The sequence below is a fragment of the Brevundimonas sp. TSRC1-1 genome (assembly GCF_049898245.1).
GTDB lineage: Bacteria > Pseudomonadota > Alphaproteobacteria > Caulobacterales > Caulobacteraceae > Brevundimonas > Brevundimonas mediterranea_A.
The window spans coordinates 739,675-765,615 of record NZ_JAFCXI010000002.1 but is presented as its reverse complement, the minus strand read 5'-3'; the positions used below and the strand labels follow the sequence as shown (position 1 = coordinate 765,615).

20 protein-coding genes are annotated in these 25,941 nt (G+C 61.4%); 10 read left to right on the top strand and 10 right to left on the bottom strand.

Features of this window, described 5'->3' with window-relative positions:
* Positions 1-24: 24 nt before the first annotated feature.
* From dapD to argB, 3 genes are read right to left on the bottom strand one after another with little or no spacing between them, the layout of a single operon-like run.
* A complete protein-coding gene (gene dapD, locus ACP7CK_RS09685; RefSeq protein WP_426025863.1) occupies positions 25-882 on the bottom strand; it encodes a 2,3,4,5-tetrahydropyridine-2,6-dicarboxylate N-succinyltransferase in 858 nt (285 codons plus the stop codon).
* A complete protein-coding gene (locus tag ACP7CK_RS09680; protein WP_426025862.1) occupies positions 879-1,538 on the bottom strand; it encodes a pyrimidine 5'-nucleotidase in 660 nt (219 codons plus the stop codon). The genes dapD and ACP7CK_RS09680 overlap by 4 nt, the downstream gene beginning before the upstream one ends.
* Positions 1,535-2,464, bottom strand: a complete 930-nt coding sequence (gene argB, locus ACP7CK_RS09675) for an acetylglutamate kinase (protein WP_008258977.1) — start codon at positions 2,462-2,464, stop codon at positions 1,535-1,537. The genes ACP7CK_RS09680 and argB overlap by 4 nt, the downstream gene beginning before the upstream one ends.
* 294 nt (positions 2,465-2,758) lie before the next feature.
* On the opposite strand from argB, the gene ACP7CK_RS09670 reads away from it, so the two are divergent.
* From ACP7CK_RS09670 to ACP7CK_RS09655, 4 genes are all read left to right on the top strand, one after another.
* A complete protein-coding gene (locus ACP7CK_RS09670; RefSeq protein ID WP_426025861.1) occupies positions 2,759-3,649 on the top strand; it encodes a hypothetical protein in 891 nt (296 codons plus the stop codon).
* Between the two features lie 224 nt (positions 3,650-3,873).
* The gene (locus tag ACP7CK_RS09665; protein ID WP_426025860.1) at positions 3,874-6,657 is read left to right on the top strand and encodes a glycosyltransferase; all 2,784 of its coding nucleotides are present in this window, start codon (positions 3,874-3,876) and stop codon (positions 6,655-6,657) included.
* A complete protein-coding gene (locus ACP7CK_RS09660) occupies positions 6,657-8,162 on the top strand; it encodes a glycosyltransferase family 4 protein (RefSeq protein WP_426025859.1) in 1,506 nt (501 codons plus the stop codon). The genes ACP7CK_RS09665 and ACP7CK_RS09660 overlap by 1 nt, the downstream gene beginning before the upstream one ends.
* A gap of 104 nt (positions 8,163-8,266) precedes the next feature.
* On the top strand, positions 8,267-9,574 hold the full coding sequence (locus ACP7CK_RS09655) for a glycosyltransferase family 4 protein (RefSeq protein ID WP_426025858.1): 1,308 nt from the start codon (positions 8,267-8,269) through the stop codon (positions 9,572-9,574).
* Between the two features lie 45 nt (positions 9,575-9,619).
* Here ACP7CK_RS09655 and ACP7CK_RS09650 read toward each other — a convergent pair whose 3' ends face one another.
* The 7 genes from ACP7CK_RS09650 to putA all read right to left on the bottom strand — a co-directional run bounded on the left by ACP7CK_RS09650 (position 9,620) and on the right by putA (position 19,182).
* Positions 9,620-10,735: an AGE family epimerase/isomerase gene (locus ACP7CK_RS09650; protein WP_426025857.1), complete on the bottom strand. Its 1,116-nt coding sequence runs from the start codon at positions 10,733-10,735 to the stop codon at positions 9,620-9,622.
* 3 nt (positions 10,736-10,738) lie between these two features.
* Positions 10,739-12,169, bottom strand: coding sequence for a D-glycero-beta-D-manno-heptose 1-phosphate adenylyltransferase (gene rfaE2 / locus ACP7CK_RS09645; RefSeq protein WP_426025905.1), 1,431 nt, complete (start codon positions 12,167-12,169; stop codon positions 10,739-10,741).
* Positions 12,170-12,359: 190 nt separating this feature from the next.
* Positions 12,360-13,127 (bottom strand): hypothetical protein, encoded by a 768-nt coding sequence (locus ACP7CK_RS09640; protein ID WP_426025856.1) that lies wholly within the window; start codon positions 13,125-13,127, stop codon positions 12,360-12,362.
* A 95-nt stretch (positions 13,128-13,222) separates the two neighbouring features.
* On the bottom strand, positions 13,223-13,888 hold the full coding sequence (locus tag ACP7CK_RS09635) for an ABC transporter ATP-binding protein (protein WP_426025855.1): 666 nt from the start codon (positions 13,886-13,888) through the stop codon (positions 13,223-13,225).
* Positions 13,888-15,051 carry a chain-length determining protein gene (locus ACP7CK_RS09630; protein ID WP_426025854.1) on the bottom strand — a complete coding sequence of 388 codons (1,164 nt, stop codon included), beginning with the start codon at positions 15,049-15,051 and terminating at the stop codon, positions 13,888-13,890. The genes ACP7CK_RS09635 and ACP7CK_RS09630 overlap by 1 nt, the downstream gene beginning before the upstream one ends.
* 45 nt (positions 15,052-15,096) lie before the next feature.
* Positions 15,097-15,879: an ABC transporter permease gene (locus ACP7CK_RS09625; RefSeq protein WP_281380223.1), complete on the bottom strand. Its 783-nt coding sequence runs from the start codon at positions 15,877-15,879 to the stop codon at positions 15,097-15,099.
* Positions 15,880-16,050: 171 nt separating this feature from the next.
* Positions 16,051-19,182 carry a bifunctional proline dehydrogenase/L-glutamate gamma-semialdehyde dehydrogenase PutA gene (gene putA / locus ACP7CK_RS09620; protein ID WP_426025853.1) on the bottom strand — a complete coding sequence of 1,044 codons (3,132 nt, stop codon included), beginning with the start codon at positions 19,180-19,182 and terminating at the stop codon, positions 16,051-16,053.
* A 109-nt stretch (positions 19,183-19,291) separates the two neighbouring features.
* Here putA and ACP7CK_RS09615 point away from each other — a divergent pair, with 109 nt between their 5' ends.
* From ACP7CK_RS09615 to ACP7CK_RS09590, 6 genes are all read left to right on the top strand, one after another.
* Complete coding sequence (locus ACP7CK_RS09615; RefSeq protein WP_008263363.1) at positions 19,292-19,753, top strand: Lrp/AsnC ligand binding domain-containing protein; 462 nt, start codon at positions 19,292-19,294, stop codon at positions 19,751-19,753.
* Positions 19,754-19,867: 114 nt separating this feature from the next.
* On the top strand, positions 19,868-22,087 hold the full coding sequence (locus ACP7CK_RS09610; protein WP_426025852.1) for an AGE family epimerase/isomerase: 2,220 nt from the start codon (positions 19,868-19,870) through the stop codon (positions 22,085-22,087).
* Between the two features lie 100 nt (positions 22,088-22,187).
* Positions 22,188-23,273: a glycosyltransferase family 4 protein gene (locus ACP7CK_RS09605; RefSeq protein WP_035305868.1), complete on the top strand. Its 1,086-nt coding sequence runs from the start codon at positions 22,188-22,190 to the stop codon at positions 23,271-23,273.
* Between the two features lie 9 nt (positions 23,274-23,282).
* A complete protein-coding gene (locus ACP7CK_RS09600; protein WP_426025851.1) occupies positions 23,283-24,782 on the top strand; it encodes a phosphomannomutase/phosphoglucomutase in 1,500 nt (499 codons plus the stop codon).
* Positions 24,783-24,838: 56 nt separating this feature from the next.
* On the top strand, positions 24,839-25,102 hold the full coding sequence (locus ACP7CK_RS09595; RefSeq protein WP_008263959.1) for a DUF6894 family protein: 264 nt from the start codon (positions 24,839-24,841) through the stop codon (positions 25,100-25,102).
* Positions 25,099-25,866, top strand: coding sequence for a Crp/Fnr family transcriptional regulator (locus tag ACP7CK_RS09590; RefSeq protein WP_426025850.1), 768 nt, complete (start codon positions 25,099-25,101; stop codon positions 25,864-25,866). Before ACP7CK_RS09595 ends, ACP7CK_RS09590 begins: the two co-directional genes overlap by 4 nt.
* Positions 25,867-25,941: the final 75 nt, after the last annotated feature.

Below are 25,941 nucleotides of genomic sequence, written 5' to 3'. Positions count from 1 at the left end.
GGTCGCCTCCGTTTTCGTGTGCGATCAGTCGCGCAGCAGTTCGTTGACGCCGGTCTTGGCCCGCGTCTGGGCGTCCACCCGCTTAACGATGACGGCGCAGTACAGCGACGGGCCGCCCTTGGGGTCCGGCAGAGCGCCCGGCACCACGACCGAATAGGCCGGCACCTCGCCCCGGAAGACCTCGCCCGTGGCGCGGTCGATGATCTTGGTCGAGCCCGACAGATAGACGCCCATGGCCAGGACCGCGCCCTCGCGCACGATCACGCCCTCGGCGACCTCGGCGCGGGCGCCGATGAAACAGCCGTCCTCGATGATGGTCGGGTTGGCCTGAAGCGGCTCCAGCACTCCCCCGATGCCCGCTCCGCCCGACAGGTGGACGTTCTTGCCGATCTGGGCGCAGGAGCCGACCGTGGCCCAGGCGTCGATCATGGCCCCCTCATCGACATAGGCGCCGATGTTCACGAAGGACGGCATCAACACGACGTTCCTGGCGATATAGGCGCCCTGGCGGACGATGGCGCCGGGCACCGAGCGGAAGCCGGCGGCCTGGTAATCGGCGGCGGCCCAGTCCCCGAACTTGTTGGGCACCTTGTCCCAATAAGGGCCGACGCCCGGGGCGTGGCTGGTCGGGCCGCGGTCGCCGGCGCGCATGATCTGGTTGTCGTTCAGCCGGAAGGACAGCAGCACCGCCTTCTTCAGCCACTGATGCGTGGTCCAGACCCCGTCCTCGCCGCGCGAGGCGACGCGGGCCTGGCCGGAATCGAGCAGGGCCAGGGCGGTCTCGACCGCGTCGCGGATATCGCCATGGGTGGCGGCCGAGACGTCGGCGCGGTCTTCCCACGCGGCCTCGATGACGGATTCGAGATGCGACAGGTCGGTCATGCGGCGTCCTTGAAGGTCAGGGCGTTGAGGAAGTCGAGAAGATCGGGGGCGATCCGGTCAATATGGTCCCCCAGGGGCTTGCCGTGGCCGTCGCCGATCAGGACGGTCGCCATACCCAGGGCCTTGGCCGGCTCCAGATTCTTCGGGGTGTCCTCGAAGAAGGCGGCGCAACGAGGTTCGAAATCGAACCGCTCGATCATGCGACGAAAGGCCGATGGGGCCGGCTTGGGCGTCAGGTCGCCGTCCTCGATGGCGAACACCCCCTCGAAACAGTCGGCGACGCCGATCCGGTCCAGCACCCGATGCGCATAGTCCCGCGCGCCATTGGTGAAGACGAAACAGCGCCCCGGCAGGGTCTTCAGACGCTCGGCCAGGCGCGGATTGGGCTCCACCCCGTCCAGCGGCACGTCGTGGACCACGTTCAGGAAGTCCTCGGGATCGATGGTGTAGTTGGCCATCAGCCCGGCCAGGGTGGTGCCGTGTTCATCCAGAAACTGGCGCTGCAGAATATGCGCCTCCTGGGGCGCCAGGCCGACCGCCTCGACCACATAGGCGTTGATCCGCGCCTGGACGAGGGACATCAGCCCCTGCTCGCGCGGATACAGGGTGTCGTCCATGTCGAACACCCAGGCGTTGACGTGCGACAGGTCGATCAAGACGCCTTCACCAGGGTGCCGGCGCCGAATTCGGTGAACAGCTCCACCAGCATGGCGTGGGGCCGACGGCCGTCCAGAATGACCACGGCCTCGACCCCGGCGCGCACGGCGGCCATGGCGGTCTCCAGCTTGGGAATCATGCCGCCGTGGGCGACGCCGGTGTCGATCAGGCCTTGCGCCTCCTCCAGCGTCATCTGGCGAATGATCTCGCCGTCCGCGCCCTTGACTCCCGGCACGTCGGTCAGCAGCAGCATCCGCTTGGCGCCCAGCGACCCGGCCACGGCGCCCGCCACCGTATCGGCGTTGACGTTATAGGTCTGGCCGTCCTCGGCCACCCCGATCGGGGCGATGACCGGCACCCAGTCCTCGGTCTCCGACGCGATCAGCCCCTTGATCAGCTTGGGATCCACCTTGGTCGGCTCGCCGACATAGCCCAGATCGACCTCGTGCTCGATCATGCTGTCGGGATCACGCTTGGTCCGGCGGGTCTTCTCGACCGTCAGCAGGCCGGCGTCCTTGCCCGACAGACCGACGCCGCGCACGTCCGCCTCCTTGCCGGCCATGGTGATCCAGTGGGCGATCTCCTTGTTCACGGCGCCGGACAGGACCATCTCGGCCACTTCCATCGTCGCCGGATCCGTCACCCGCAGCCCGTCGACGAAGCTGGACCTGACCCCGGCCTTGTCCAGCATGGCGCTGATCTGCGGCCCGCCGCCGTGCACCACGACCGGGTTGACCCCCATCAGCTTCAGCAGCACCACATCGGCCGCGAACTGACGCGCCACGGCGCTCTCGCCCATGGCGTGGCCGCCGTATTTGATGACCACGGTCTCGCGGTCATAGACCTGAATATACGGCAGGGCCTCGGCGAGCGTCTTCGCCGTCTCCCAGCTGCGTTCCTCGGACTGGCGTTCTGTTTCGTTCATCACCGGCGCGAGATAGCGGGGAAGGGGCGCAGCGTCACGAACAAAAGAGGCCCGCAGGATAGGCGCTGAGTCTGCGCGCGCAAAGCTAGCCCTGTGGGTCCATAGCGCCATGCTAGCCCAGCTCCCAACGAATAGAACGATATCACTCGGATACGCATTGAGCCATTGTTGTCGACGTGGCTTCAGGATAGTGTCCAGGCGGAAATCATTTTATCTCGCTAGAGGTTGGTGAGCTAAAATTATAGGTCAATGCTAAATATAGTTTACGCAGCAAAACCGACTAGGCTGATATAGATGTCTGACGACACTGCCCCAAAAAACGGACCAAACTTGACTGATATTGACAGAAAACTTTCAGAACTAATTAGGCTTCTGAATGAAGTCCGTCATGAAACGTGGCGATCGAGCGCTCTCGCGGTGTCTAAACAGCTCTGGGATGCGTTTGGTGCGGACGGCAGATACTCAGATCCAAAGACACTCGCCCGATACAATCGTCGAATGTATAGTCAACACGGTGAAGATGGTATTATCTCTGAGATATTTAGCCGCATAGGTGAAGGCAATAAACGATTTTTCGAGATAGGTGTTGGAGACGGGACGCAGAACACGACGCGATTCCTTTTAGAACGAGGCTGGAGCGGCGTGTGGGTGGAAGGATCCCCAGAACTTGCTGAATCGGCAAAGGAATTTATGAAGCAATACATAGATTCCGGCGATCTAAAAATTGTGCAGGCCTTTATTACCGCTGAAAATGTTAGCCAAATAGTAGACGAAGTCGATGAGAACGGCAAACTTGACTATCTATCAATAGATATTGACTACAACACACCTCACGTCTGGCGAGCCCTAAGAAGAAGCTCGAGGGTCGCATGCCTTGAATATAACTGCACTATGCCCCCAAACATCGCCATGACTGTGCCTTACGATCCAAACGGCGTGTGGGATGGAACCGCTTGGTACGGTGGCAGCCTAAAGGCCTTTGAGAATATCGGCCTTGAAAAAGGAATGGCTTTAGTCGGATCCGATTTAGTCGGGGTGAATGCCTACTTCGTCAATTTCGAAGAGGCGAAAGGAAAGTTCAGAGAGCCGTTCGACGCAGCTACTCATTATGAGCCCCCAAGGTATTATGAGTATGGCCATCAACACCCGCCGCCCACAACGCCTCGCCGCTGGGTGACGGAGTAATCCCTAAGGGCTTCAGGAGGCAAGCTGCGCTGCGCGGCGATGCCATGGTGTCGTAAAGGATGCGAGGAGAAGGCGCCTCGCCCCCCTCCCGTGATCAGTCGCCCGTCCTTGATCTAGCTCTCCCCTTCGGGCAAAGCGCTCGCTGGCAGGGGCCACACAGCTCAATACTTAACCTCTCTGGCCGCATGAGCTCACACGCTCGCCAGGATTGCGAGGCTGGACTTATGACGAAATCGAACACCGCCAACCACGATTACGAATGGGAATTGTCTCCCGAAAGTTATGTCGCATCCTTGTACCGCTCGGTGCTTAAGCGCGAGCCCGACGACGAGGGGCTGGCAGCCCACGTCGCCGCGTTAAGGGCGCACGGCGATCCGACGAAGATTCTGAACGCCTTCCTTTCCTCCCAAGAGTTGATGGACCTCAAGGCCAGGGAGATTCAGCAACGCCTCGAACACCAGAAATATTTCGGCAGCGCGGACGATCAAAGAGCCCCTTTGGATACAAAGGAGATCATTGAGTGCAGCCTGGGGCATTTTGATGATTTGAGCTTCATACAAAATATCAAGAACAGAAACGCGATTTATGGTCGAACAATCAGAAAAATCAAGACCATAGCCGTCTACTATCCAAAAATGAGCAACGGCGGCACGGAGCGAGTCACAGCCTCTCAAATTGTCGCCTGGCAAAGCCTGGGGCTAAAAGTAATCCTCATTACAGATTTACCCGCAGACCCAGAAAACGACTACGATTACGGCGGCGCGGAACGTCACATCATACCGCCCAAGATGATGCACAATCATGATTATCGGGACCGCGGGCATGCACTTCGCAAGATTTTAGATTCGAACTCTGTTGATCTCTTCGTTAATAATCTATGGGACGAAACCTCGACCGTATGGGATATTTTGGTCGCTAAGAGTATGGGAATTCCCGCGATTGTGGGGTGGCACAATATTTTCGACACTCGAATTCGAGAGCCTAATGATCTTCATTTGGCAAACATAAGAATATCTGGTTACGCACACGCTGATCTTGTGACCGTGCTGAGCACCGTCGATAAACTCTGGTTCGATTCCAGGGGCGTTCCTGCCCGCGTGTCCTACAATCCCCTCACGTTCGGCAAATTGCCGGCCCGCACCGCTCCTCTGACGGGCAAGACCGTCGTATGGGTGGCGCGCGCCGAACGGCATCAGAAGAGGCTGGATCTGGCGATACGCATGTTCCCCATGGTGTTGCAGAAGGTGCCGGATGCAACACTGCTCATTGTGGGAGGAGGGCCTGATTTGGAGTGGGCCAAGGAGTACGCCAGCTCGCTTGGTATCTCAAAACACGTGGAGTTCACAGGCTACACGACGAATGTCGCCCAATATCTCGCACGCTCAGACGTCCATATCCTTACATCCGAGTTTGAGGGGTGGTGTTTGGCCTTGGGGGAGGCCTGGGCGTATGGCGTTCCAAGTGTGATGTTTGAACTTCCCTACCTCGAATATGTGCAAAGCGGGCGCGGCCACGTGGCGGTCAAGATGCACAACATCCAGGCAATGGCTGAAGCCGTGTCCGGGTTGCTGCTTGATCCTTCCCGGCGTCGACAGCTCGGCAAGGAGGCAAGGGAGGTCGCGAAAGAGTTCCATGGAACCCCATTCAAGGAAGAATGGCGCAAAATATTGAAGGACATGGAAGCGAAGACAGACGCGACCGTGCCGATTTCGCAAGAAGAGCAATTGCGTGGTTACCGCGCACTGACCAAGGCGCTCGGTGATCGTTTCCTCGCGCTTACGGCCCATGAGCGAGAGCACTATGTGCCGCGTCTTCCAAGTGCAGCTCCCGTGCAGAAGCCGAAGAAGGCGAGCACACGTCGACTGGTAAAGTTCGCGCGGCTTGCCGCCGCTCCCTATGTCTTGGCTAAGCGGTCTGTCGAGAAGGCGTTTCTCCCCGAAACACGCTTGAGGATGATCGATCTGTCGCATGTCGGGTTAGGCGACAATCTGATGATTTGGGCCGGCCTGTTCACACTTCTCAAAAATGGCGCTCCGGTGTGCGCGCCGGGCTGCGTTCTGCACGTTCAGCCCATTTTGGCAGATCTCGCCTCGCGAATATTCTCATCCTTCGGCCTGGTCGTGCAGCGGGGTCGTCCAGAAGTTCAGTTGAGCCCGATCTACACTCCCCTTCCACCGGCTACGCGTCGTGAATGGTGGGCCACCTATGTGGGCCGCGATTGGCGGATGAACTGGGTGGAGGCACTGGATCAGCAGAAGACCTTCCCACGAGACGGTGCGGACCTTTCCTTCAAGGCTGATGTTCGACTGGGGCTTTCCGAGCGCCTTCTCTACAAGCGCCATAGCTGGGCTGAGGCTACGCCTGGCTACGTTGGATATCGCGTGTGGTTGCCGCTTGCCCTCAAACACAAAGTCTATCCCATAGTCTTCCTTTCGCAGATGAAGAGATCGCTGACGGACTTGCGGAAAATCACGGCAGATTACGTTGATGAGATTACGCCTGTGTCTGATCGCAAAACATATTCATCTCCAGCCGCCTTCCCAAGCGGAAAGTCTTTCCAGACCATTCCGCCCTTGGTTTACAAGGCGATTGACAGTGCAATGGGCGGCGACTTCTTCACTTGCTACGTACAAAATGATAGCCCCTGGAAGAATGATTTCGAAGATCATGCAGTCGCCACAAAAAACCTGAGCGACATCAAAGATACGTTCCGGGTCATCAAGTACTCCAGTTATCTTTTGACGACCGATAGTTTCACGTCTCATTTAGCTCAGTTCTTGAGAGATGATTTTACGCTCGTTTTGAGCCGCGATCTGCAAGAGAGCATACTTCACCCTGGAGCCAATCCGACTGTGGTGGCCAATCATCCTGCCTGTGCACCGTGTAACTATCAGGAAAGATATCATTTCGACCGTTGCGTAGCGGGCTACAAATACTGCCTGGGTTTTGAAAGCGATGCGTTCGTCAGCCGCATCGCCAGCGCCGTTCGGATGCGCGCAATAGCCTGATGCGTATTCTGGTATGCACCAACGCCTACCCCCCCCGCTTCATGGGGGGGGCGGAACTGGTCGCGCACGAACAGGCCAAAAGCCTGGTCACTCTGGGACACGAGGTTTTGGTCTTTGCCGGGGGAATCGTAGGGCGCGGCCCCCGGCATTCACGCACTGACGAATTCTATGACGGACTACCAGTGGTCCGGGTCGAGACGACGGAAGAAGACTACAGTCCGGCCTACATCAACTTCCTCCATCCAGAGATAGAGGACCACTTCCGGAATGTGCTAAAGTCATTTCGTCCTGATGTCGTGCATTTCCACAACATCATAGGCCTGTCTGTCAGACTGCCCATCTTGGCGAAGCGGGCGGGTATCAGAACCGTGTGCACGCTGCACGATTTCTGGGGTTTCTGCCCGCAAAACACGGGCGTTCGCCGCGACGGCGAGGCGTGCGACGCCTCCTTGCCCTGCGCCTCATGCGTGCCGCGAATTCACGACGGTCGCGGTCTCCATGTGCCTCTACGGCTGCGACGGGACATGGTGCGATTCTGCTTTGAACACCTCGACCACCTCATCGCTCCGAGTCGGTACGTGGCGGCTAGATATGCCGCTGCTGAACTGGTGGGCGATGATGTTTCCATCATCCCCAACGGCGTCCAGAAGCTTGATTCACAGCAATCTGACAGGGCGTCGATGTCGCGAACTCGCATTGCCTACATAGGATATTTCGGCCGGCACAAAGGCGTCGCCACACTCTTATCCGCTATGGCGCAGGTTGTGACGGATTTCGACATCGAGCTGGTTCTCGCCGGCGAGGGGCCGGAACAAGACAATTATCGAAAACAAGCCGAGGCTTTAGGTATTCTTGGTCGGGTACGTTTCCTGGGTAAGGTGCCTCATGAGGATATTGCCAGTGTTTACTCGGAGGCCGACATAGTTTGCCTTCCTTCTGTCTGGGACGAAAACCAACCGGTCTGCCTGATGGAAGCCATGAGCGCCGGACGGCCCGTCGTCGCTTCAAGAAAGGGCGGAATCCCTGAAATCGTCGAGCATGGGCGTAACGGCTTTCTGTTCAAGGCTGGCGATGCACAGGAGCTTGCGACGTGCCTGTCGATTCTGTGCGGCGACAAGAAGCTCCGCGTCGAAATGGGCAACCAGGGCAGGGATCAGGTCCTGCGACAGACTTACGAAGATCAGGCGAGATTTAACCTGGAGGTCTATGGCGCCCCTCCGCGCACCTGGCGGATCGATCCGCGTGTTGTTGTGTTCGGAAGCTTGCGGTTCAAACCGTCCTCCCGCGACGCAAGCATGTTCGCCGACCCACGCCATCGCCAAAAAATGTTCTTGCCGTTCCCCTGGCGCGCCGAAGGGGTGTTCTGCTGCGACTACGCATGGCTCATCCTGCCGCGCTGGGCCGGATCGCTCGCCTCTTTGCCCTTTCTGAAGTCCCCGATACCGCTGAGACTGCGCGGATTTCGGCGGGTCAGCCAGCTCCGCCGTAAAGGAAAGATGCTTTGAGAGGCGCTTTCACACGTCAAGCCTTGCATCAAGGCGGCGGTGTGCAGAATTGGCCGAGGCTCGTCGTCATGGCCACGATGCTGCTGGATTTGGGAGAGTAATTGGTGGCGATCTGGCCCAAGATCAGGCGACGCATCGAACTGAATCCCGCGCCGCAGACGCTTGAACGTTTTCGTGTCTGGCTGGACCGACGAAGGGTTGCTCGAACCGCCCACCCGGTCGACGGCGCCCCGATGCGACGCATGTTCATCGATGTCACAATGATCAGCAAGAACGACGCTGGAACCGGCATACAACGCGTCGTTAGAGCCTTGGCGCTTCAGAAGGATGAGATCCAGGCGCAAGGTTGGGATGTCTGGTATGTGGTGGCGTCCAGGCGGACGCCATACCATCGTATCGATTGGCCGGACATGCGGTCGTCCGAGCATCCCGTTGCGATTCACGCCCGAGCAGGGGACGTCTTCCTGGGGCTCGACTATTCGCTCGACGTCGTCCGGATTCACGAAAGGCAACTTCGCGGGCTCGTCGGCGAGGGCGCGCGCCTTTGGTTCCTGATTCATGATCTACTGCCAATACAGCGTCCCGAATGGTTCTCCCCCGAAAACGTCGCACGATACGGAAAATGGTTGCGCGTGCTGGGATCTCTATCCGAAGGTTTTTTATGCAACTCTGGGCAGACCGAATCGGAGTTGATCGAGGTGCTGAGAAGTCGCTTCGGATTAAGCAGGGGCTATCATACCCACGTCTTGCCAATGGGGACGGATATACAGGCCAGCCTTCACACTACCGGCGTTCCTGACGGATTCGATGACTATCTCGCGAGGCTGAAGCTTAATCCCACCATCTTGATGGTGGGCACTCTCGAACCTCGAAAAGGCCATCAGGGAGTGCTTGACGCCTTTGATCGACTTTGGCGGGAAGGTTTTGTTGGGAACCTCGTGATCGTCGGACGAGCCGGTTGGAAGGTCGCCTCCCTCCTCGACCGTCTGCGATCCCATCCTGAGCACGGGAAACGTCTTCATTGGCTTGATAACGCCAGCGATGAGACGTTGATGCGCCTCTATGAAGCCAGCGATGGGGTTCTGCTGGCGTCCTTGGCCGAGGGATTCGGGTTGCCGTTGACCGAGGCGCTACGCTACCGAAAACCGGTCCTTGCTCGAGATCTTGCGGTCTTCCGCCGCCATTCCTCATCCGGCATCCGCTATTTCCCTGTGCAGGCCGATACCACAGCCATGGCCGCAGCCATTTCTGCCTGGGTTGAGGAAATCCAGAGCGGCGCCATAGTCGTCCGTCCGGGCTGTGACACCGACTGGAGAGATTCCGTTTGCTCCCTTTTGTCGGCGCTCGACAAAACAGCGGTCGCCCCCCGCGAAGGTGGACGGGGCCCGGCCGCGACGTCATCGCCAAGTTGAGAATGCGGAAGCAACGGCCGGCGGCGAACTCGCCGTGCAAAAGTCTTAGCCGACTTTTCGACGAAGCTCCGAGACCGCGACCGTAATGTGATAGAGTGAGCTTGCAGGTGAGGCGGGTTCTTCAAAGCGCTGCTCTTCTGCATTCCAAACCTCACGCCACAGCCCATTTGGAGTCAGGAAAGAGTTCAGCGCTCGCCACGCCTCAATCGGCGATCCTGCGTGATCCGAGACAAGCGTAGCCTTCAGCCATTCCGTATGCGGCCATAAACGAACCGACGCCTGGGAGATGTCGCCGTTGTCGTACACTTCTCCAAACAGCAAACCTGAAACGGGGTCACGGCCGCGACGCAGGGTCGAAGACGCCAGCTCGACGACGCTGGGCATGCCTCGGTTGAGGATACGTTCCGCTTCATGGAACAGCCAGATCCATTCGAAGTGGTGCCCCGGTTCCGTGACCTTTCTTCCCTCGACGGAAAGCGGTTCGGATAGATCGTCGGAAAAGAACTCGTAGATGGCGCTGTTTTTGGCGTCGAAGAACCGGAGGATACAGAGCTCGATCAGGGTTTCACTGAGGGTGCTGAATACGGCATCGCCCATATGCTCGGAGCAGGCTAAGGCAGCCTCCAACAGATGCATATGCGGGTTCTGCCGCCTCGGTAGCCGAGAAGGCAAAGCTTCCTGAAAGCCGCCGCATGGATGAGAGAGCCGTTCAAGGATGAAGTCGACCAAGTTCACAGCTTCAGTGCGTAGGTCTTCGTCCCCCAGCAGCCGAAAGCCGTGCGCAAACGCGAAGAGCGAGAAAGCCAGATCGTAGAGATCACGGGTATCATCGATTACGCGACCTGCAAGATCTGTCCGCGCGGCGAAACCACCATCTGCATTGCGTAGGTTTGTTCGAAGAAAGTGAAGACCATGCTCCACGCCGGCCTGTGCTTTTGACACGCCAAGACGCGCAGCTTCCGCGAAGACATATATCTGTCTGGTTGTAACCCTTAGCCTCTTGAAATCTGATGCATTCTCCACGCCCGTAAAACTAAGGGCATCATAATAGCCGCCGCGTTCCCAATCGACGCCGCGTTCAAGCCACAGCGGAATGGCGACCTCAAAGAGCCAGTGGGACGCCTCCTGCGCGGCTTCCTGCAACCTGATCGCTTGAGTCATGCCTTAACCCTCGGACTGACTGCGGGCGATCAAATTGGAGGTTGACTGGCCGGCAACTATATCGACCCTAACCACAGCGCCTCCGCGTTTCTTGACGATATCAGCGCCGACGATCTGGTCTTCTTGATAGTCTGCGCCCTTGACCAGCAGGTCCGGCTCCAGAGCGGCTATCAGGTTTTGAGGCGTATCCTCATCAAACATAACGACCAAGTCGACGAAGCGAACCGCCGCCATGACGTCGGCGCGTGCGGCTTCCTTCTGGACGGGGCGAGTGGTCCCCTTCAGACGGCGCACGGACGCATCGGTGTTCAAGCCAACGACCAACCGATCACAGTACTCCGAGGCTTGCCGGAGAAGGCTAATGTGGCCGGGGTGTAGCAAGTCGAAGCAGCCGTTGGTGAACCCCACGGTCAAGCCTTCGTCTTCCCATTGGCGGCGGATGAGAACAGCGTCCTCCAAGGAGGCCTGGCGCACGTGGGGGGAAACCTCTGCCCGGCCCGACGCCGACTTCAGTTCCAACGCCTTGACGACTTCCCTGGCCGACGTCGTCGCTGTGCCCGCCCTGGCAATGACCAGTCCGGCTGCGGCGTTGGCGGCCTTCAAGGCCAGCAGCGGAGAGGCGCCGCTAGTGATCGCATAGGCGAACACCGATACGACTGTGTCGCCTGCGCCAGAAACGTCGAAAACTTCCTTTGCGTCCGTCGCCAGGGAGATGTCTTCGTCATCGACCGAAAATAGGCTTAGCCCCTCTTCAGACCGCGTCAACAGTATAGAGGCGCCGGAATCCTCCGCCGCGCGTTGAGCCGCAAGCTTGCAATTTGCGTCGTCCCTGCAAGCGATTCCAGTCGCTGCGGTCAGTTCCTTCCTGTTCGGCGTAATGAAGTGTGCGCCGCGATAGTCTGAAAAATTTCTGCGTTTGGGGTCTACGAAGATCTTCACACCCGCCAGACGGGCACGCGAAATCACCACCGAAAGCACCCGGTCAGACAAGCAGCCCTTCTCATAGTCCGAAAGAACGATTGCGGCCACATTGGGAAGCGCCGCATCGACTGTCGTCAGTATGAGTTCCTCGACATCGACGCCGACAGGACCTGAATGCTCTTTGTCCATCCTGAGCATCTGGTGATTTCCAGCCAGAATGCGAACCTTGGACGTGGTATGCCGGCCTGCAACTGCGACCAATCTAGTCGTTACGCCGCCAGATTCGAGGATGGACGTCAACCTTGCGGCTTCCGGGTCTTGTCCGACGATGCCGATGAGTGTGACAGAACCACCCAAGGCGGCGATATTCATCGCGACATTAGCGGCGCCGCCTGCGACTTCGTGATGTCCCATGTGCTTCAACACCGGGACGGGAGCCTCAGGTGAAATGCGCTCAACATCTCCGCTGGCGTAACCGTCCAGCATTACGTCCCCCAACACGAGAATTTTCATCCTGGAGTCGAACAGATTTTCTCCGCCGAATCTGACTGTATCTTTATCGGTAAGGGTCGCAGCCATGACAGTCATCCGATTATTACGCCGAAGCCCACACGGGGACAAATTAGGAGGCCGACGAAGTGATATTTACTGTTCTTCTGCCTACGATAGCAGATACAGTCAAACATACACGTCTTAATTGATACTAACTTTGACCGACATACTCTATATCACATCCAGAAAAGCTCAGCTTTCCTTTAAAGTGAGGATGCAGCGAAAGTATACGAAACTCTCCACACCACGCCTCATGCCTGATCGTTTCCATGAGGACTTCGTACATTCCAGCGACGTTAGGCGCCGCTTCGAAATAAACTCGATGGTGATTATCGCCCCAGTCGAAGGCTAGTTGGGACGCTCCGCCCTGGGGATCGATTTCCAGAACTGTTTTCAACCTCCACCGCCCTTTGGGAAGATGGATGTAGGGACCCGAGATGAGAGGGCCTGCGCGGCCGGTCAAGTCAATCTCCGTCGGCCCGTCATCGCTGGCGACCACTCGGGACCGGCGGCCCGAGCAGTGGAACAGCGATGCCCGCCAGTTCGCCTTTGCGCCATCGACCAATGGGAATTCGGAATAGACCGCCAGGGACGGTTCAATATTCTCATAGTGAGCGTCGAGCGGCGCGCGCACAACGTCGCCGAGTTTTGGCAGCGTGATGTGAACCTCGTTGCCGTCGACGATGGACGTGCCCTCGCTCTCGAGTTGCGCACACCGCGCGAGCCATTCGGACTGCCGCGTGATGTTCTCCAACGTGGTTGCGTCTTCGCACGGGACGCGATCCGTGATCGTTGGACGCACGAGGATCGCAACATTGTCCATGCCGTCGGCGTCAGGCGAAGCTGGCGGAGAACATTCCAGGATGAACCTTTCGTCTTCCGCCGAAATCTCGCCCTCCGAGGCTCCCAGCCAGTTCAACGTCCAACCTCTACTAAGCGCAACGGCCTCCACCGCGTCCCGCCAAACGCGATCCGCCTCGCCGGGTCCGAAGTAAACAACCAGGGAATGCACCATCAGGCCGCGCGGAGCCATACGTAGATGTCGATGGCCTCCTCAATATCGTCAAAAATTTTGGCGCTTCCGCTTTCGATTATGAGCGCGCGGTCGCAATGTTGCGAGATCAGGCTCATGTCATGCGACGCCATTAGATAGGCGCGCCCTGCACGATGCTGAAACAGCTCTTCTTCACACTTCCGCTGAAAGCGCGCGTCCCCAACGGCCACCAACTCATCGATCAGGTAGCAGTCGAATTCGATGGCTAGAGACAGCCCAAAGGCGAGTCGAGCCCGCATGCCGGAAGAGTAGTGCTTCACAGGCTTCTTAAGGGCCACGCCGAGCTCAGCGAAGTCATCAACGCGGTCGCGTAACTCTTGATAGTCCCTGCCATACAGACGCGACAAAAAATTGATATTGTCCAACCCTGACAGGCTGCCCTGAAAGCCGCCCCCAAAACCGATCGGCCACGAGGACTTCATCAACCAGTCGATTCGCCCTTCAGTGGGAGGGAGAATCCCGCCCAGCATTTTTATGAGCGTCGATTTTCCTTGCCCGTTTCGACCAAGAATGGCGAGCCGCCCGCTTCGAGAGATTTCAAAGTTGAGGTTCCGAAACAGCGGATTGTGGGCGGTTCGATAAGTCTTGCTGAGTCCCGACACACGGAGACCGACATCGTCCGGCATCACGATTGCCTATGCTCCCGAACGCCCGCCAGCACCAGCCATCCCAGGGCGTAGACGAGCAAAGCTGAGGCGAAGACGGTGAAGACGGCAAACCACCGGCGTGGCAAGGCTGGCTCATCTGGTATGTGAGGGCTGACAATGCGCTCCAGGTAGAGATTTTGTCGTCGCGCGTCATCACGCGCCGTGACAACGGCAGCGGTCGCCTGGACCAGTTGCCGATCGGCAATCTCCTGGGCAAGGACAAGCTGCTCATAGGTTCCAACGCTGGGGGCGAGCGAATTGGCGCTACCGGCGATTTTGGCTCGTTCAGAGGCCACCTGACGTTCATAGGCGGCTATGCGCCCATTCAGGCTGTCCAATTGAGGACTTGCCGGAGCTTCGGATTGAAGTTGATCACGCTCAGCCTTCAACTGGGCTATGTTCGCCAGCAGGCCGCCGATCAACTCGGAGCTTTCTCTCGCCGAAAGCGTGGGGTCGATATAGCCTTGCCGATTCCGAAAGGCTGCGAGTTGTGCTTGGGCGCTCTGCAGGGCCTGGCGGGCCTCATTTTGTGTCCGAGCAGCGTCGGCGACGAGGTCAGTCGCCGACCTTTCGTTCAGGCGATTTATCAGTTGTTCGCTGGCGATCAGCAGAGCGTTATTTATCGCGTAGGCGTCGTTCGGGCGGAACGCACGAACTCTTAGGGTGCTGATGCCCGTCGCCGAGTCATATCCTACCGTTACGAAACGTCGGAACCCCTTATAGAGCCCCTCCTCCGTTTGCGCGGCGCCGAAGCTGGGGTAGCGACTCAGAAAGTCTGCGTCCGGGCGCCCAATAATGGCCGCAACATCTTGCGTGCGCCGGACGTCCTTCAGGCCGTCGCGCGAAGTGATGTAGTCGTGCACCGCGAAGGAGTCGTTCGCGCCCGAGGACAAACCCACACCCTGAAGCGCTACGCCGAAACTTGAAGGTTGGTGCTGGCCCGGCGATCGAACAACAAATTTCGCTTCCGAGACATAGATGGGAGAAGCGATTAGAAGGTTGTAGATGAGCGCGATAATGGTCGGCAAAAGCACGACCAGCGCAAAACCCAACGGCAGCTTCCTCCAGAACGCCGGCGCTTTGGGCGCCGGCAGAAGAGCTTCGGGCGCAGGCCCCATATAGTTGATTTTTGTCTCGGTCATGATCTGCTGGGCCTAGTTAGGTCGCAATTAGTATTTTGTGCCGACTCACTCGACATCGATGCGATCGAGTGAACTGAAGATTAACAGTAACCCCACGACATTTAGGATCGCTCCCACAGCTATAGCGTAACTAAAGCTGTAGTGAGTCTCCACAAACTCGCCGAATATAGCGGCGCGTATCGCTTCGGTTCCATGGACAAACGGGACCAGCATGACGATTTTCTGGAAGGAATGCGGCAGCCAAGACACCATAAAGAATGCCCCGGAAACGGGGATCATGAGATAGCTAATCAGCCCCACGACACGCTCCATCGCCTCGAACCGCATGACCAGGCCAGTCATAATCAAGGCAAAACCCGCGCCCGAAAAAGCGACTGTCCCCCAACCGGCATACAAGAGCAGGATGTTGTGTGGCGGTCCTACCTGCCCGATCGCCAGAAGCGCCAAATAGAGCACTACGAAGGCGATTGTCGCGCCGCCGATTTCAAGCAGCATCCGCGCTATAAGGATGTGCATCGGGGTGACAAGGCGATGGTAGAGCAATCCCATATTTGCCTGGATCGCTGGCGTGAGCAGGCTGATGAGGTGCCTGATCAGGATCAGGCACATGTAGCCGCTCATCACGAAAGGCGCGAGTTGAATGCCGTGCTCAGAATTGAATGTCGGCTTGGTCAGCGCCCAAAGGAAAATAACGCCAAGACAAAAAACTAGAGGTTCAGCGACAAGCCACGCAAAGCCCAAGCCTTCTCGGCCGAAACGCGTCGCCATCTCCCTCATCAGCAAGGCGCCAACAACCCGGCCGTGTAGCTTAAAAAAAACGGGGATCATCGCACCAGATTTAAGTTCGTGGATCGAATATGGATCAGGGGAGAGGCCGACGAAACACCGAACATGTGACGACTTGTTGCTCTATGGCTCAAAACCGGCGTCGGTGAAAGCGCTTCTGCGGACGACAGCCACAGCGCGATCCTTATCCGCCCATGGGTGCTAAGCGGCGCCCTACAGATTCAACAGAGCCGGATCCCCGCCCTGGGCGGCGATGTTCACGCTGATCGCCTTTTCCGCCGCATAGCGGATCAGGCTGTTCGGCCCGCCCGCCTTCGGCCCGGTGCCAGACAGCCCCTCGCCGCCGAAAGGTTGCACGCCGACCACCGCGCCGGTGATCGAGCGGTTGACGTAGACGTTGCCGGCGGGGACCAGATCGATCACCTCGGCGGCGAAGGCTTCGATACGGCTGTGGACGCCCAGGGTCAGGCCGTAGCCGCGCGCGGCGAGCTTGCCGGCGACCGACTTCAGGTCGGAGGGGGCGTAGCGATAGATGTGCAGGATAGGGCCGAAGACCTCGCGTTCCAGGAAGTCGGGCGTGGGGATCTCGGCGAGGGTCGGGGCGAACAGGTCGCCCTTTTCCGCGCCCAGCGGCAGGTCGGCGCGGGCGATGATCCTGGCTTCCTTGGACAGGCGTTCGACGTGGGCTTCCAGGGCGCGGCGGGATTCGGGATCGATGACGGGGCCGATGTCGGTCTTGGGATCGGCGGGGTCGCCGACGGTCTGGACGGCCAGCGCGCCCTTCAGCCCCTCGATCAGGGCGTCGGCCGAGTCCTGGGGCACATAGAGAACGCGCAGGGCCGAGCAGCGCTGGCCGGCCGAGCCGAAGGCCGACTGGATCACGTCGTCGATGACCTGTTCCTTCAGCGCCGTGGTGTCGATGAACATGCCGTTCAGGCCGCCGGTCTCGGCGATGAAGGGGATGATGGCGCCGGGGCGGGCGGCGATGGCGCGGTTGATCGCGGCGGCCGTGTCGGTGCCGCCTGTGAAGGCGACGCCGTCGACGCCCGGATGCGCGACCAGGGCCGCGCCGACGGTCTCGCCGCGCCCGGGGACCAGGGCCAGCAGGGCCGGGTTCAGCCCGGCCTTGTGATACAGGCGCACGGCCTCGGCGGCGATCAGCGGCGTCTGTTCGGCGGGCTTGGCCAGGACGGCGTCGCCGGCGGCCAGGGCGGCGGCGATCTGGCCGGTGAAGATGGCCAGGGGGAAGTTCCACGGCGAGATACAGGCGAAGACGCCGCGCCCGTGCAGGAACAGCTGGTTGGTCTCGCCGGTCGGGCCCTTCAGCGTCTGGGGGGCGGTGAAGTCGCGCTCGGCCAGAAGGGCGTAATAGCGGCAGAAGTCGGCGGCCTCGCGCACCTCGGCGACGCCGTCGTTCAGGGTCTTGCCCGCCTCGCGGCTGAGCAGGGCGACCAGGCGGTCCAGATCGGCCTCCAGCGCATCGGCCATGGCGCGCAAGGTCACGGCGCGTTTGGCCCCGCCCTGACGGTCCCATTGAACCTGGGCGTCGGCGGCGGCCGCGACGGCGGCGTCGATGTCGGCCGCCTCGGCCTCGGAGGCATGGCCCAGCACCTGGGACCGGTCGAACGGATTGGTCACGGCCTGGGCCTCGATCCCGGCGCGCAGCTTGCCGCCGACGATCGGACCGGAGGTCAGCGTCTCGCGATCGACAAGCTCCAGCGCCCTGGCGTGGGCCTCGCGGTCGGCGGCCTGGGAATAATCGCGGCCGAGGGAGTTCTGACGATCGCCGTACATGTCTTTCGGAACCGGAATCTTGGGGTGACGGTCGGGCGCCTGCTCGACCAGGGAGATGGGATCGGCCGCGACGGCCGAAGCGGGCACGCGCTCGTCCAGCAGGGCGTGGACGAAGGAGGAGTTGGCGCCGTTTTCGAGCAGGCGCCGCACCAGATAGGGCAGCAGTTCCTCGTGCCCGCCGACAGGGGCGTAGGCGCGGACGATCACGGTCTCATCCGACCACGCCTCGTGCGCCGCGTCGTAGAGCGCCTCGCCCATACCGTGCAGGCGCTGGTGTTCGACCGCCACGCCCCGGTCGCGCGCCATGCGCCGCACGGCCGCCAGGGTGTGGGCGTTGTGGCTGGCGAACTGGCTATAGATCGCCGGCGCCGCCTCGATCATGGCGCGCGCGCAGACGAGGTAGTTCAGGTCGGTCGCCGCCTTGGTCGTATAGACGGGGTAGTCGGTGCGGCCGAACACCTGGGCGCGCTTGATCTCGGTGTCCCAATAGGCGCCCTTGACCAGGCGCACCATCAGCCGGCGGCCCGAGCGACGCGCCAGGTCGGCGACCCGTTCGATCATCTCCAGCCCGCGCTTCTGATAGGCCTGAACCGCCAGGCCCAGGCCGGTCCAGCCGCCCAGGCTGGGTTCGTGCGCCAGCCGGTCCAGCAGTTTCAGCGACAGGGCCAGACGGTCCGCCTCTTCCGCGTCCATCGTATAGTTGATGTCGTACCGGGCCGCGATCTGGGCCAGGCGCAGGATGCGGGGATACAGGGTCGCCCAGACGTCGTCCTCATGCGTCGCCTCATAGCGGGGCGACAGGGCCGACAGTTTCACCGAGACGCCGTGGCCGTGCTCGGGCCCCTGGCCCTTCGAGGTCTTGCCGACCGCCTCGATGGCGTCGGCGTAGATCTTCTCGTAGCGGTCGGCGTCGGCCATGGTCCGGGCGCCCTCGCCCAGCATGTCGAAGCTGCACAGCCAGCCTTCCTTGTTCGACCGCTTCAGCGCGCCCTGGATCGTGCGGCCGACGACGAACTGCTCGCCCATGATCTTGACCGCGGTCGCGACCGCCTGGCGGATGACCGGCTCGCCCAGACGACCGGCGATCCGCTTCAGGAAGCCGGGCAGGTCGCTGCGCGCCTCGTCGTCCACGTCCACCAGTTTGCCGGTCAGCATCAGACCCCAGGTCGAGGCGTTGACGAACAGGCTGTCGGACTGGCCCAGATGACTGGCCCAGTCGGCCGAGCCGATCTTCTCGGCGATCAGCCGGTCGCGCGTCTCCTCGTCCGGCACGCGCAGCAGGGCCTCGGCCAGACACATCAGGGCCAGACCCTCGCGGGTGCCCAGCGAGAACTGCTGCAGGAAGCTTTCGACCACCCCCTGTTTCTTCTGGCTGCGGCGGGCGTGTTCGACCAGGGCCGTGGCTTCGGCGACCACGGCGACGCGCTCGGCGGCGTCCAGCGGCGTTCTCGCCAGGTTGGCGGCCACGGCCTCGCGCTCGTCGCGGAACTTGTGCGCGTCCAGACCGTCCCAGGCGGCCAGGCTCGAAGGCTTGAAGGCGGGGGTGGTCATGGGCGGGAATTCCTGTGGATTTCCGCCGTATAGGCCGGAGTTCATTGAAGGTGCTTCGTATGATACGAGGCTGTCCCGAAGATCATTCGGCGCAGGAGCCCGATTTCCGATGATCGATATAGACCCCGTCGACCGCCGCATCCTGCGTGTGCTCCAGACCGACGGCCGGCTTTCCAACGCCGAGCTGGCGCGGCGCTGCAACCTGTCGCCCGCCGCCTGTTTCGAACGGGTCCGGCGCCTGCGCGAAAAGAAGATCATCACCGGCTACGCCGCCATGATCGACCCCGCCAAGGTCGGCCGCGACCTGCTGATCTTCGTCGAGGTCCTGCTGGACCGCACCACCGGCGACGTCTTCGAAGCCTTCGCCGCCGCCGTCCGCAGCCAGCCCGAGGTGCTGGAATGCCATATGGTCGCTGGCGGCTTCGACTATCTGATCAAGGCCCGGGTCGGCGACATGGACGCCTATCGCGCCTTCCTCGGCGACGTCCTGGTGCGGATGCCGGGGGTGCGCGAGACCCGGACCTATGCGGTGCTGGAGGAGGTGAAGTCGACGACGGTGCTGCCGTTGTAGAATTGAGGTGCTTGCTTCACGAGTCAGACCGCAACTTCCGGTCGGGCAAATGAGGTGACGAGGCCGCGCGTCGCGCCTAATAGGCAGAACCCTTGATCGTTCACGGCGTCGATAATGGCCACCCTCTATCCGGTTATCATGTGCGGTGGTTCAGGAAGCCGTCTCTGGCCGGCGTCCCGGCCTTCGCTTCCCAAACAATTCATCCCGTTGGCTGGAAATCGCTCGTTGTTCCAACAGTCTGTTGCACGCGTGAACGCCCTCACGCACGGAGGGGGCGAACTCATCGTGGTCGGCGGCAGCGCCCAACGGGCGGTCATCCTGGACCAGCTTGACGAAATCGGGGTGACCGCCGTCGTCCTGCTTGAACCGGAAGGACGGGACTCCGCCGCGGCCATGGCCGCCGCCGCGCTCTGGACCAGTCGCCGCACGTCCGACGCCGTCAATCTGTTCGTGGCGTCGGACCACCACATTCCTGACGACGAAGCGTTTCGCCGGTCGGTGAACGAGGCTGTTTCCGCGGCAGTGGACGGGCGTATCGTCACCCTGGGCGTAGTTCCGACAGAGCCCTCGTCGGCCTATGGCTATGTCGCCCCCTCTGGCCCAGCCTTGTCGGAGGTCTCCGCCTTCGTCGAGAAGCCGGATCAAGCGACCGCCCAACGGTACATTTCCGAAGGCTATCTCTGGAACAGCGGCAATTTCATCGTCCGTGCCGATGTGCTCGTTCGCGAGATCCTGGATAGGGCCCCCGCCGTTGGAGAAGCGGTCCGTACCGCATTGGATCAGGCCGAGATCGACGGGCCCTTTGTCCTGCTTGGGTCGAGTTTCGTCTCGGCTCCCAAGATTTCCATCGACTATGCCGTCATGGAGAAGACAAACCGCGCCTCGGTTCTGCCGGTCCGTTTCGAATGGTCGGATCTCGGCGCCTGGGACTCGGTCCATGCTTCGGGCGAAGGCAGCGTCGGCTTGCATATCCTGGAAGACTCGGAAGGCTGCCTGGTTCGAGCCTGCGACGGGGTGATGGTCGCAGCGATCGGCCTCAAGGACATCGGCATCATCGTTGAACGCGACGCAGTGTTGGTGACCGACCTCCGCAAGAGCCAGGACGTGAAAAAGGTGGTGGAGCGGTTGCGCAAACTGTCGCCCCAGCATCTCGACTTCCCCCGCGCCAATGCTCCGGAAACCCTCGACGCTGGCGCTGCACGGCTGACGACCTGGCTCAGGCAGGCTGCTCTTCCCGTCTGGTCCAGCCTGGGTCAGGATTCGACGGGCGGCTTCGAAGAGGTGGTCGCCCTGGACGGACGTCACGTCGCCACATCCCGGCGGGCTCGGGTCCAGGCGCGACAACTGCAGGTCTATGCCGAAGCGGGGCGCCAAGGCTGGCGAGGTCCCTGGAAGGCGGTGGTCGCCACCGGCCTGGATCGTCTGCGGGCCGTCTATCTTCGACCTGACGGCCAGATGCGAACCCTGCTGGCGGCGGACGGTTCTCCCCTCGACGAAACCGCGACGGTCTATGACCAGGCCTTCCTGATCTTCGCCCTGGCCTGTGTCGCCGATGCGACCCGCGCTCCGCAGCTCGAGGTCGAAGCCGCAGCGGTGCGCGACCTTCTGCTGGAACGCGCGGACAGCCAGGGGGGACTGACGGAACACGGCGCCCATCCCTATCAGTCCAACGCCCACATGCATCTTCTGGAAGCGGCGCTGGCCTGGGAAGAAACCGGCGGAGACCAGGCCTGGGCCGCGCTCGCCGACCGCATCGTCACCCTGGCGCGCGCCCGCTTCATCGACCCGGACACCGGTTGCTTGCGTGAATTCTTCCAGCAGGATTGGACCCCCGCTTCGGGCGACGATGGGCGGCTGGTGGAACCGGGACACCAGTTCGAATGGGCCTGGCTGATGGCGCGGTACGGCCGAAAACGCGCGGACCCGGCCGTCCTCGCCGACGCCTGGCGGCTCTATGAAGCAGGCCTCAAGGGCGTCGATCTCAAACGCGGCATCGCCATCGACGCCATGAACATCGACGGCGGCGTAAGAAGCCCGCGCGCGCGCCTCTGGCCCCAGACAGAATGGTTGAAGGCCTCCCTCATCCTGGCCTCGCTCAGCGACGACGGCCGGCGCGCTCTTTGCCTCGAACAGGCCGCCAGAGCCCAGAGGGCGCTATGGCGCTATCTGACGCCGCAGGGCCTCTGGCATGACAAGATGCTGGAAGGGGGCAAATTCATCGACGAGCCCGCACCGGCCAGCTCCTTTTACCACATCATGGCCGCCTATGTTCAGACGAGAGAGACCCTGGGCACGCTGGAGCCCGACAGGATCCCGGCCCTTCGCCTCTCATAGGGGTTTCCCCTACTCAAACACCCACGACCGTCTCGCCTTCGTCATCCGAACCGTCTAGAAGTTCCGCCCTTACTCAACGGCTCAGGGTCCGCCCGCCTCCATGCGCATCGTTCTGGCCACCGACGCCTGGGAACCTCAGGTCAACGGCGTCGTCCGCACCCTGACCCGCACCGTCGCGGAATGCCGCGGCATGGGTCACGAGGTCGAGGTCATCGAACCCAGCCTGTTCAAGACCATCCCCTGCCCGACCTATCCGGAAATCCGGCTGGCTCTGGGCGCGGAGGAAGAAATCCGCGAGATGCTCCGGGCGTTCGAACCCGAGGCCGTGCATATCGCCACCGAGGGTCCGATCGGCATCGCCACGCGCCGCATCTGCGTGGAATGGAAGCTGCCGTTCACGACCAGCTACCACACCAAATTCCCCGAATATGTCTCCGCCCGGTTCCCGATCCCGGTCCAGGTCGGCTATGCCTATATGAAGTGGTTCCACAAGCCGTCGGGCCGGCTGATGGTGGCGACCCCGACCCTGCGTGACGAACTGGTCGAGCATGGGTTCAAGAACGTCTCCCCCTGGTCACGTGGCGTGGACACCGAGATGTTCCACCCCGATCTGGAGCGCATCTACGACCAGATGGGGGGAAAAGACTGGCCCCGGCCCTTCTTCCTGAACGTCGGCCGGGTTGCGGTGGAAAAGAACATCGAGGCCTTCCTCGAGCTGGACCTGCCGGGCACCAAGATCATCGTCGGGGACGGCCCGGCCCGCGCGGAGCTCCAGGAAAAATATCCCGAGGCCAAATTCCTGGGCGCACGGTTCGGCGACGAACTGGCTCGCTGTTTCCGCGACGCCGACGTCTTCGTCTTCCCAAGCTGGACCGACACCTTCGGCCTGGTGATCCTGGAGGCCATGGCCGCCGGAACCCCGGTCGCCGCCTATCCGGCCCATGGCCCCATCGACATCATCCCCGGCTCGAACGCCGGCGCGATCGACGAGGACCTGAAGACCGCCTGCCTGAAATGCCTCGAACTCGACCGCAAGGTCGTCCGCGCCTATGCGGAGAAGTTCAGCTGGCGCGCCTCGGCGGATCAGTTCGTCGAGAATCTGCAGCCCTACCCCGAACCGGAACGCGGCCGTTTCTGGCGCCGCCTGCGCCGCATCGCCCGCATTCGCAAGCGCGCCGCAGCCTGAACACGCAGAATGCTCAAGCCCCGGCAGGATTTGACGCCGAATACGGCGGACTATGAGAATCTGGCCTTCGTGAAACCGACCGGGTTTCGGGAGTACGACGCCCGCTGGATTCTGGAAAAAGAGATCAATCTCCTCGGCATCCAGGCTCTGGGCCTGGGCCTGGCCACCTATGTGCACGAGATCGGCGTCGCGCCCAAGATCGTCACCGGCCATGATTTCCGCGGCTACAGCCTCAGCGTCAAACAGGCCCTGATCCTGGGCCTGCTGGAAGGCGGGATGGAGGTGCTGGACGTCGGCCTGGCCCTCTCGCCCATGGCCTATTTCGGTCAGTTCGAACTGGACGCGCCCTGCGTGGCCATGGTCACCGCCAGCCACAACGAGAATGGCTGGACCGGGGTGAAGATGGGGGCGAACAAGCCTCTGACCTTCGGCCCCGAGGAGATGGGCCGGCTCAAACAGATCGTGCTGAACGGCGAGGGCGTGGCCCGACCGGGCGGCAAGCTGGTGCGGGTCGAGGGCTTCCGCGAGACCTATGTGGCCGACGTCGCCTCCAAGGTGCAGATCAAGCGCCCGCTGAAGGTCGTCTGCGCCTGCGGCAACGGCACGGCCGGCGCCTTCGCCCCCGACGCCCTGCGCCGGATGGGGGTCGAGGTGATCGAGATGGACACCGACCTCGACTACACCTTCCCCAAGTACAATCCGAACCCGGAAGACCACGCCATGCTGGTGCAGATGGCCCAGCGGGTGCGCGAGACGGGCGCCGACCTGGCCCTGGGCTTCGACGGCGACGGCGACCGTTGCGGCGTGGTGGACGATACGGGCGAGGAGATCTTCGCCGACAAGATCGGCCTGATGCTGGCCCGCGACCTGTCCAAGGTTTATCCGGACAGCACCTTCGTGGTCGATGTAAAATCGACCGGCCTCTACAAGACCGACGAGATTCTCAAGGCCAATGGCGCCGAGGTGGTTTATTGGAAGACGGGCCACTCCTACATCAAGCGCAAGACCGCTGAACTGGGTGCCCTGGCCGGGTTCGAGAAGTCAGGCCACTTCTTCATGGCCGGAGACCTGGGCCATGGCTACGACGACGGCCTGGTGGCCGCCGGCGCGGTCCTGGCCATGCTGGACCGCAATCCGGGCAAGAAGCTGAGCGAACTGAAAGCCGGCCTGCCCGACGCCTGGACCAGCCTGACCATGTCGCCCCATTGCGACGACGAGCTGAAGTACGGGGTGCTGGAGCGGATCGTGAAGGAATACTCGGATCTGGCCGCGGCGGGCGGCAAGATCCTGGGTCGCAAGATCCTCGAGGCCATCACCGTCAACGGCGTGCGTGTGCACCTGGAGGACGGCTCCTGGGTCTTGGTTCGCGCCTCGTCGAACAAGCCCGAACTGGTCGTGGTGGTCGAGAGCATGCGATCCGAGGACGACATGCGCGACCTGTTCCGCAGGGAGATCAAGCCCCGCCTCGCCGCCTATCCCGAAATCGGCGCCTTCAACCAGGAAATCTAGGGCTGAACCAATCGGCCTGACGACCGCTTCCTGCAGACCTGCTGCTGGAGGCCAGATTGCCGCATTTCTATTTCCACACCGAAAACGGCGATTGTATTCGCGATGACCAGGGCGAGGATCTGCCCGATGTCGAAGCCGCCCGCGAAGAGGCGGTCACCGTCCTTGGGGAGATTCTGCGCTATCGCGGCGCGGCTTTTTGGGAAACGGCGTCGTTTAGCGTGATCGTGACCGATGCCGACGGCCGCACGGTAGTCAGCGTCACCGCCCGGGCCTCGGACGCGGCGCCGGAAGGTTGGACCTTGCAGGAGACCGGCGAATGACCACCGTCTCGCCCCCCTCCAGGATCACCACCCTGGTCGAGAAACTCTCGCTGCGCGATCAGGTCGCGCCGGATGAGATCGAGGCCTTGAAGGATGTGCTCGATCCGCCGCGCGAGATTCGCAGCGGCGCGGACATCGTCAAGGAACATTCCCATCCCATGCACAGCACGCTTCTGATCTCCGGCTTCTCGGCCCGCTACAGCAGTCTGGCGGACGGCGCGCGCCAGATCACGGAGCTCAATGTGCCGGGCGATTTCATCGACCTGCACAGTCTGCTGATGAAACAGATGGATCATGGGGTCGTGGCCCTGACCGACTGTGTCGTCGCCTCCGCCCCCCACGCCAAGCTGATCCGCCTGACCGAGCGCCATCCACACCTGACGCGGCTTCTATGGCTGGACACCATCATCGACGCCGCCATCCATCGCCAGTGGCTGGTGGCCATGGGGCGTCGCAGCGGCCTGGGCCATCTGGCCCATCTGGTGTGCGAACTCTATCTGCGTCTTCAGGCGGTCGGTCAAACGACGGGAAAGACAGGCGGAAAGGCCGATGGAATGCGTTTCGACCTGCCCCTCACCCAGGCGACCCTGGGCGACGCCCTGGGCCTTTCAACCGTTCACGTCAGCCGTCTCGTCACCGAGCTGCGCGGCGAGGGGGTGGTCAACTGGAGCGGCCGACAGGTGGAGATCCTGGACTGGCGCCGGCTGGCCGAGATCGCGGAATTCGACGCCACCTATCTGCGCCTTCAGAACGAGCCGGTGTAACGGCTTAACCCATGTTATCGCGCGCGGCTCCGCTTCGCGATTGATCGGCCCATGCTCCGACCGAATCTCGCGCGC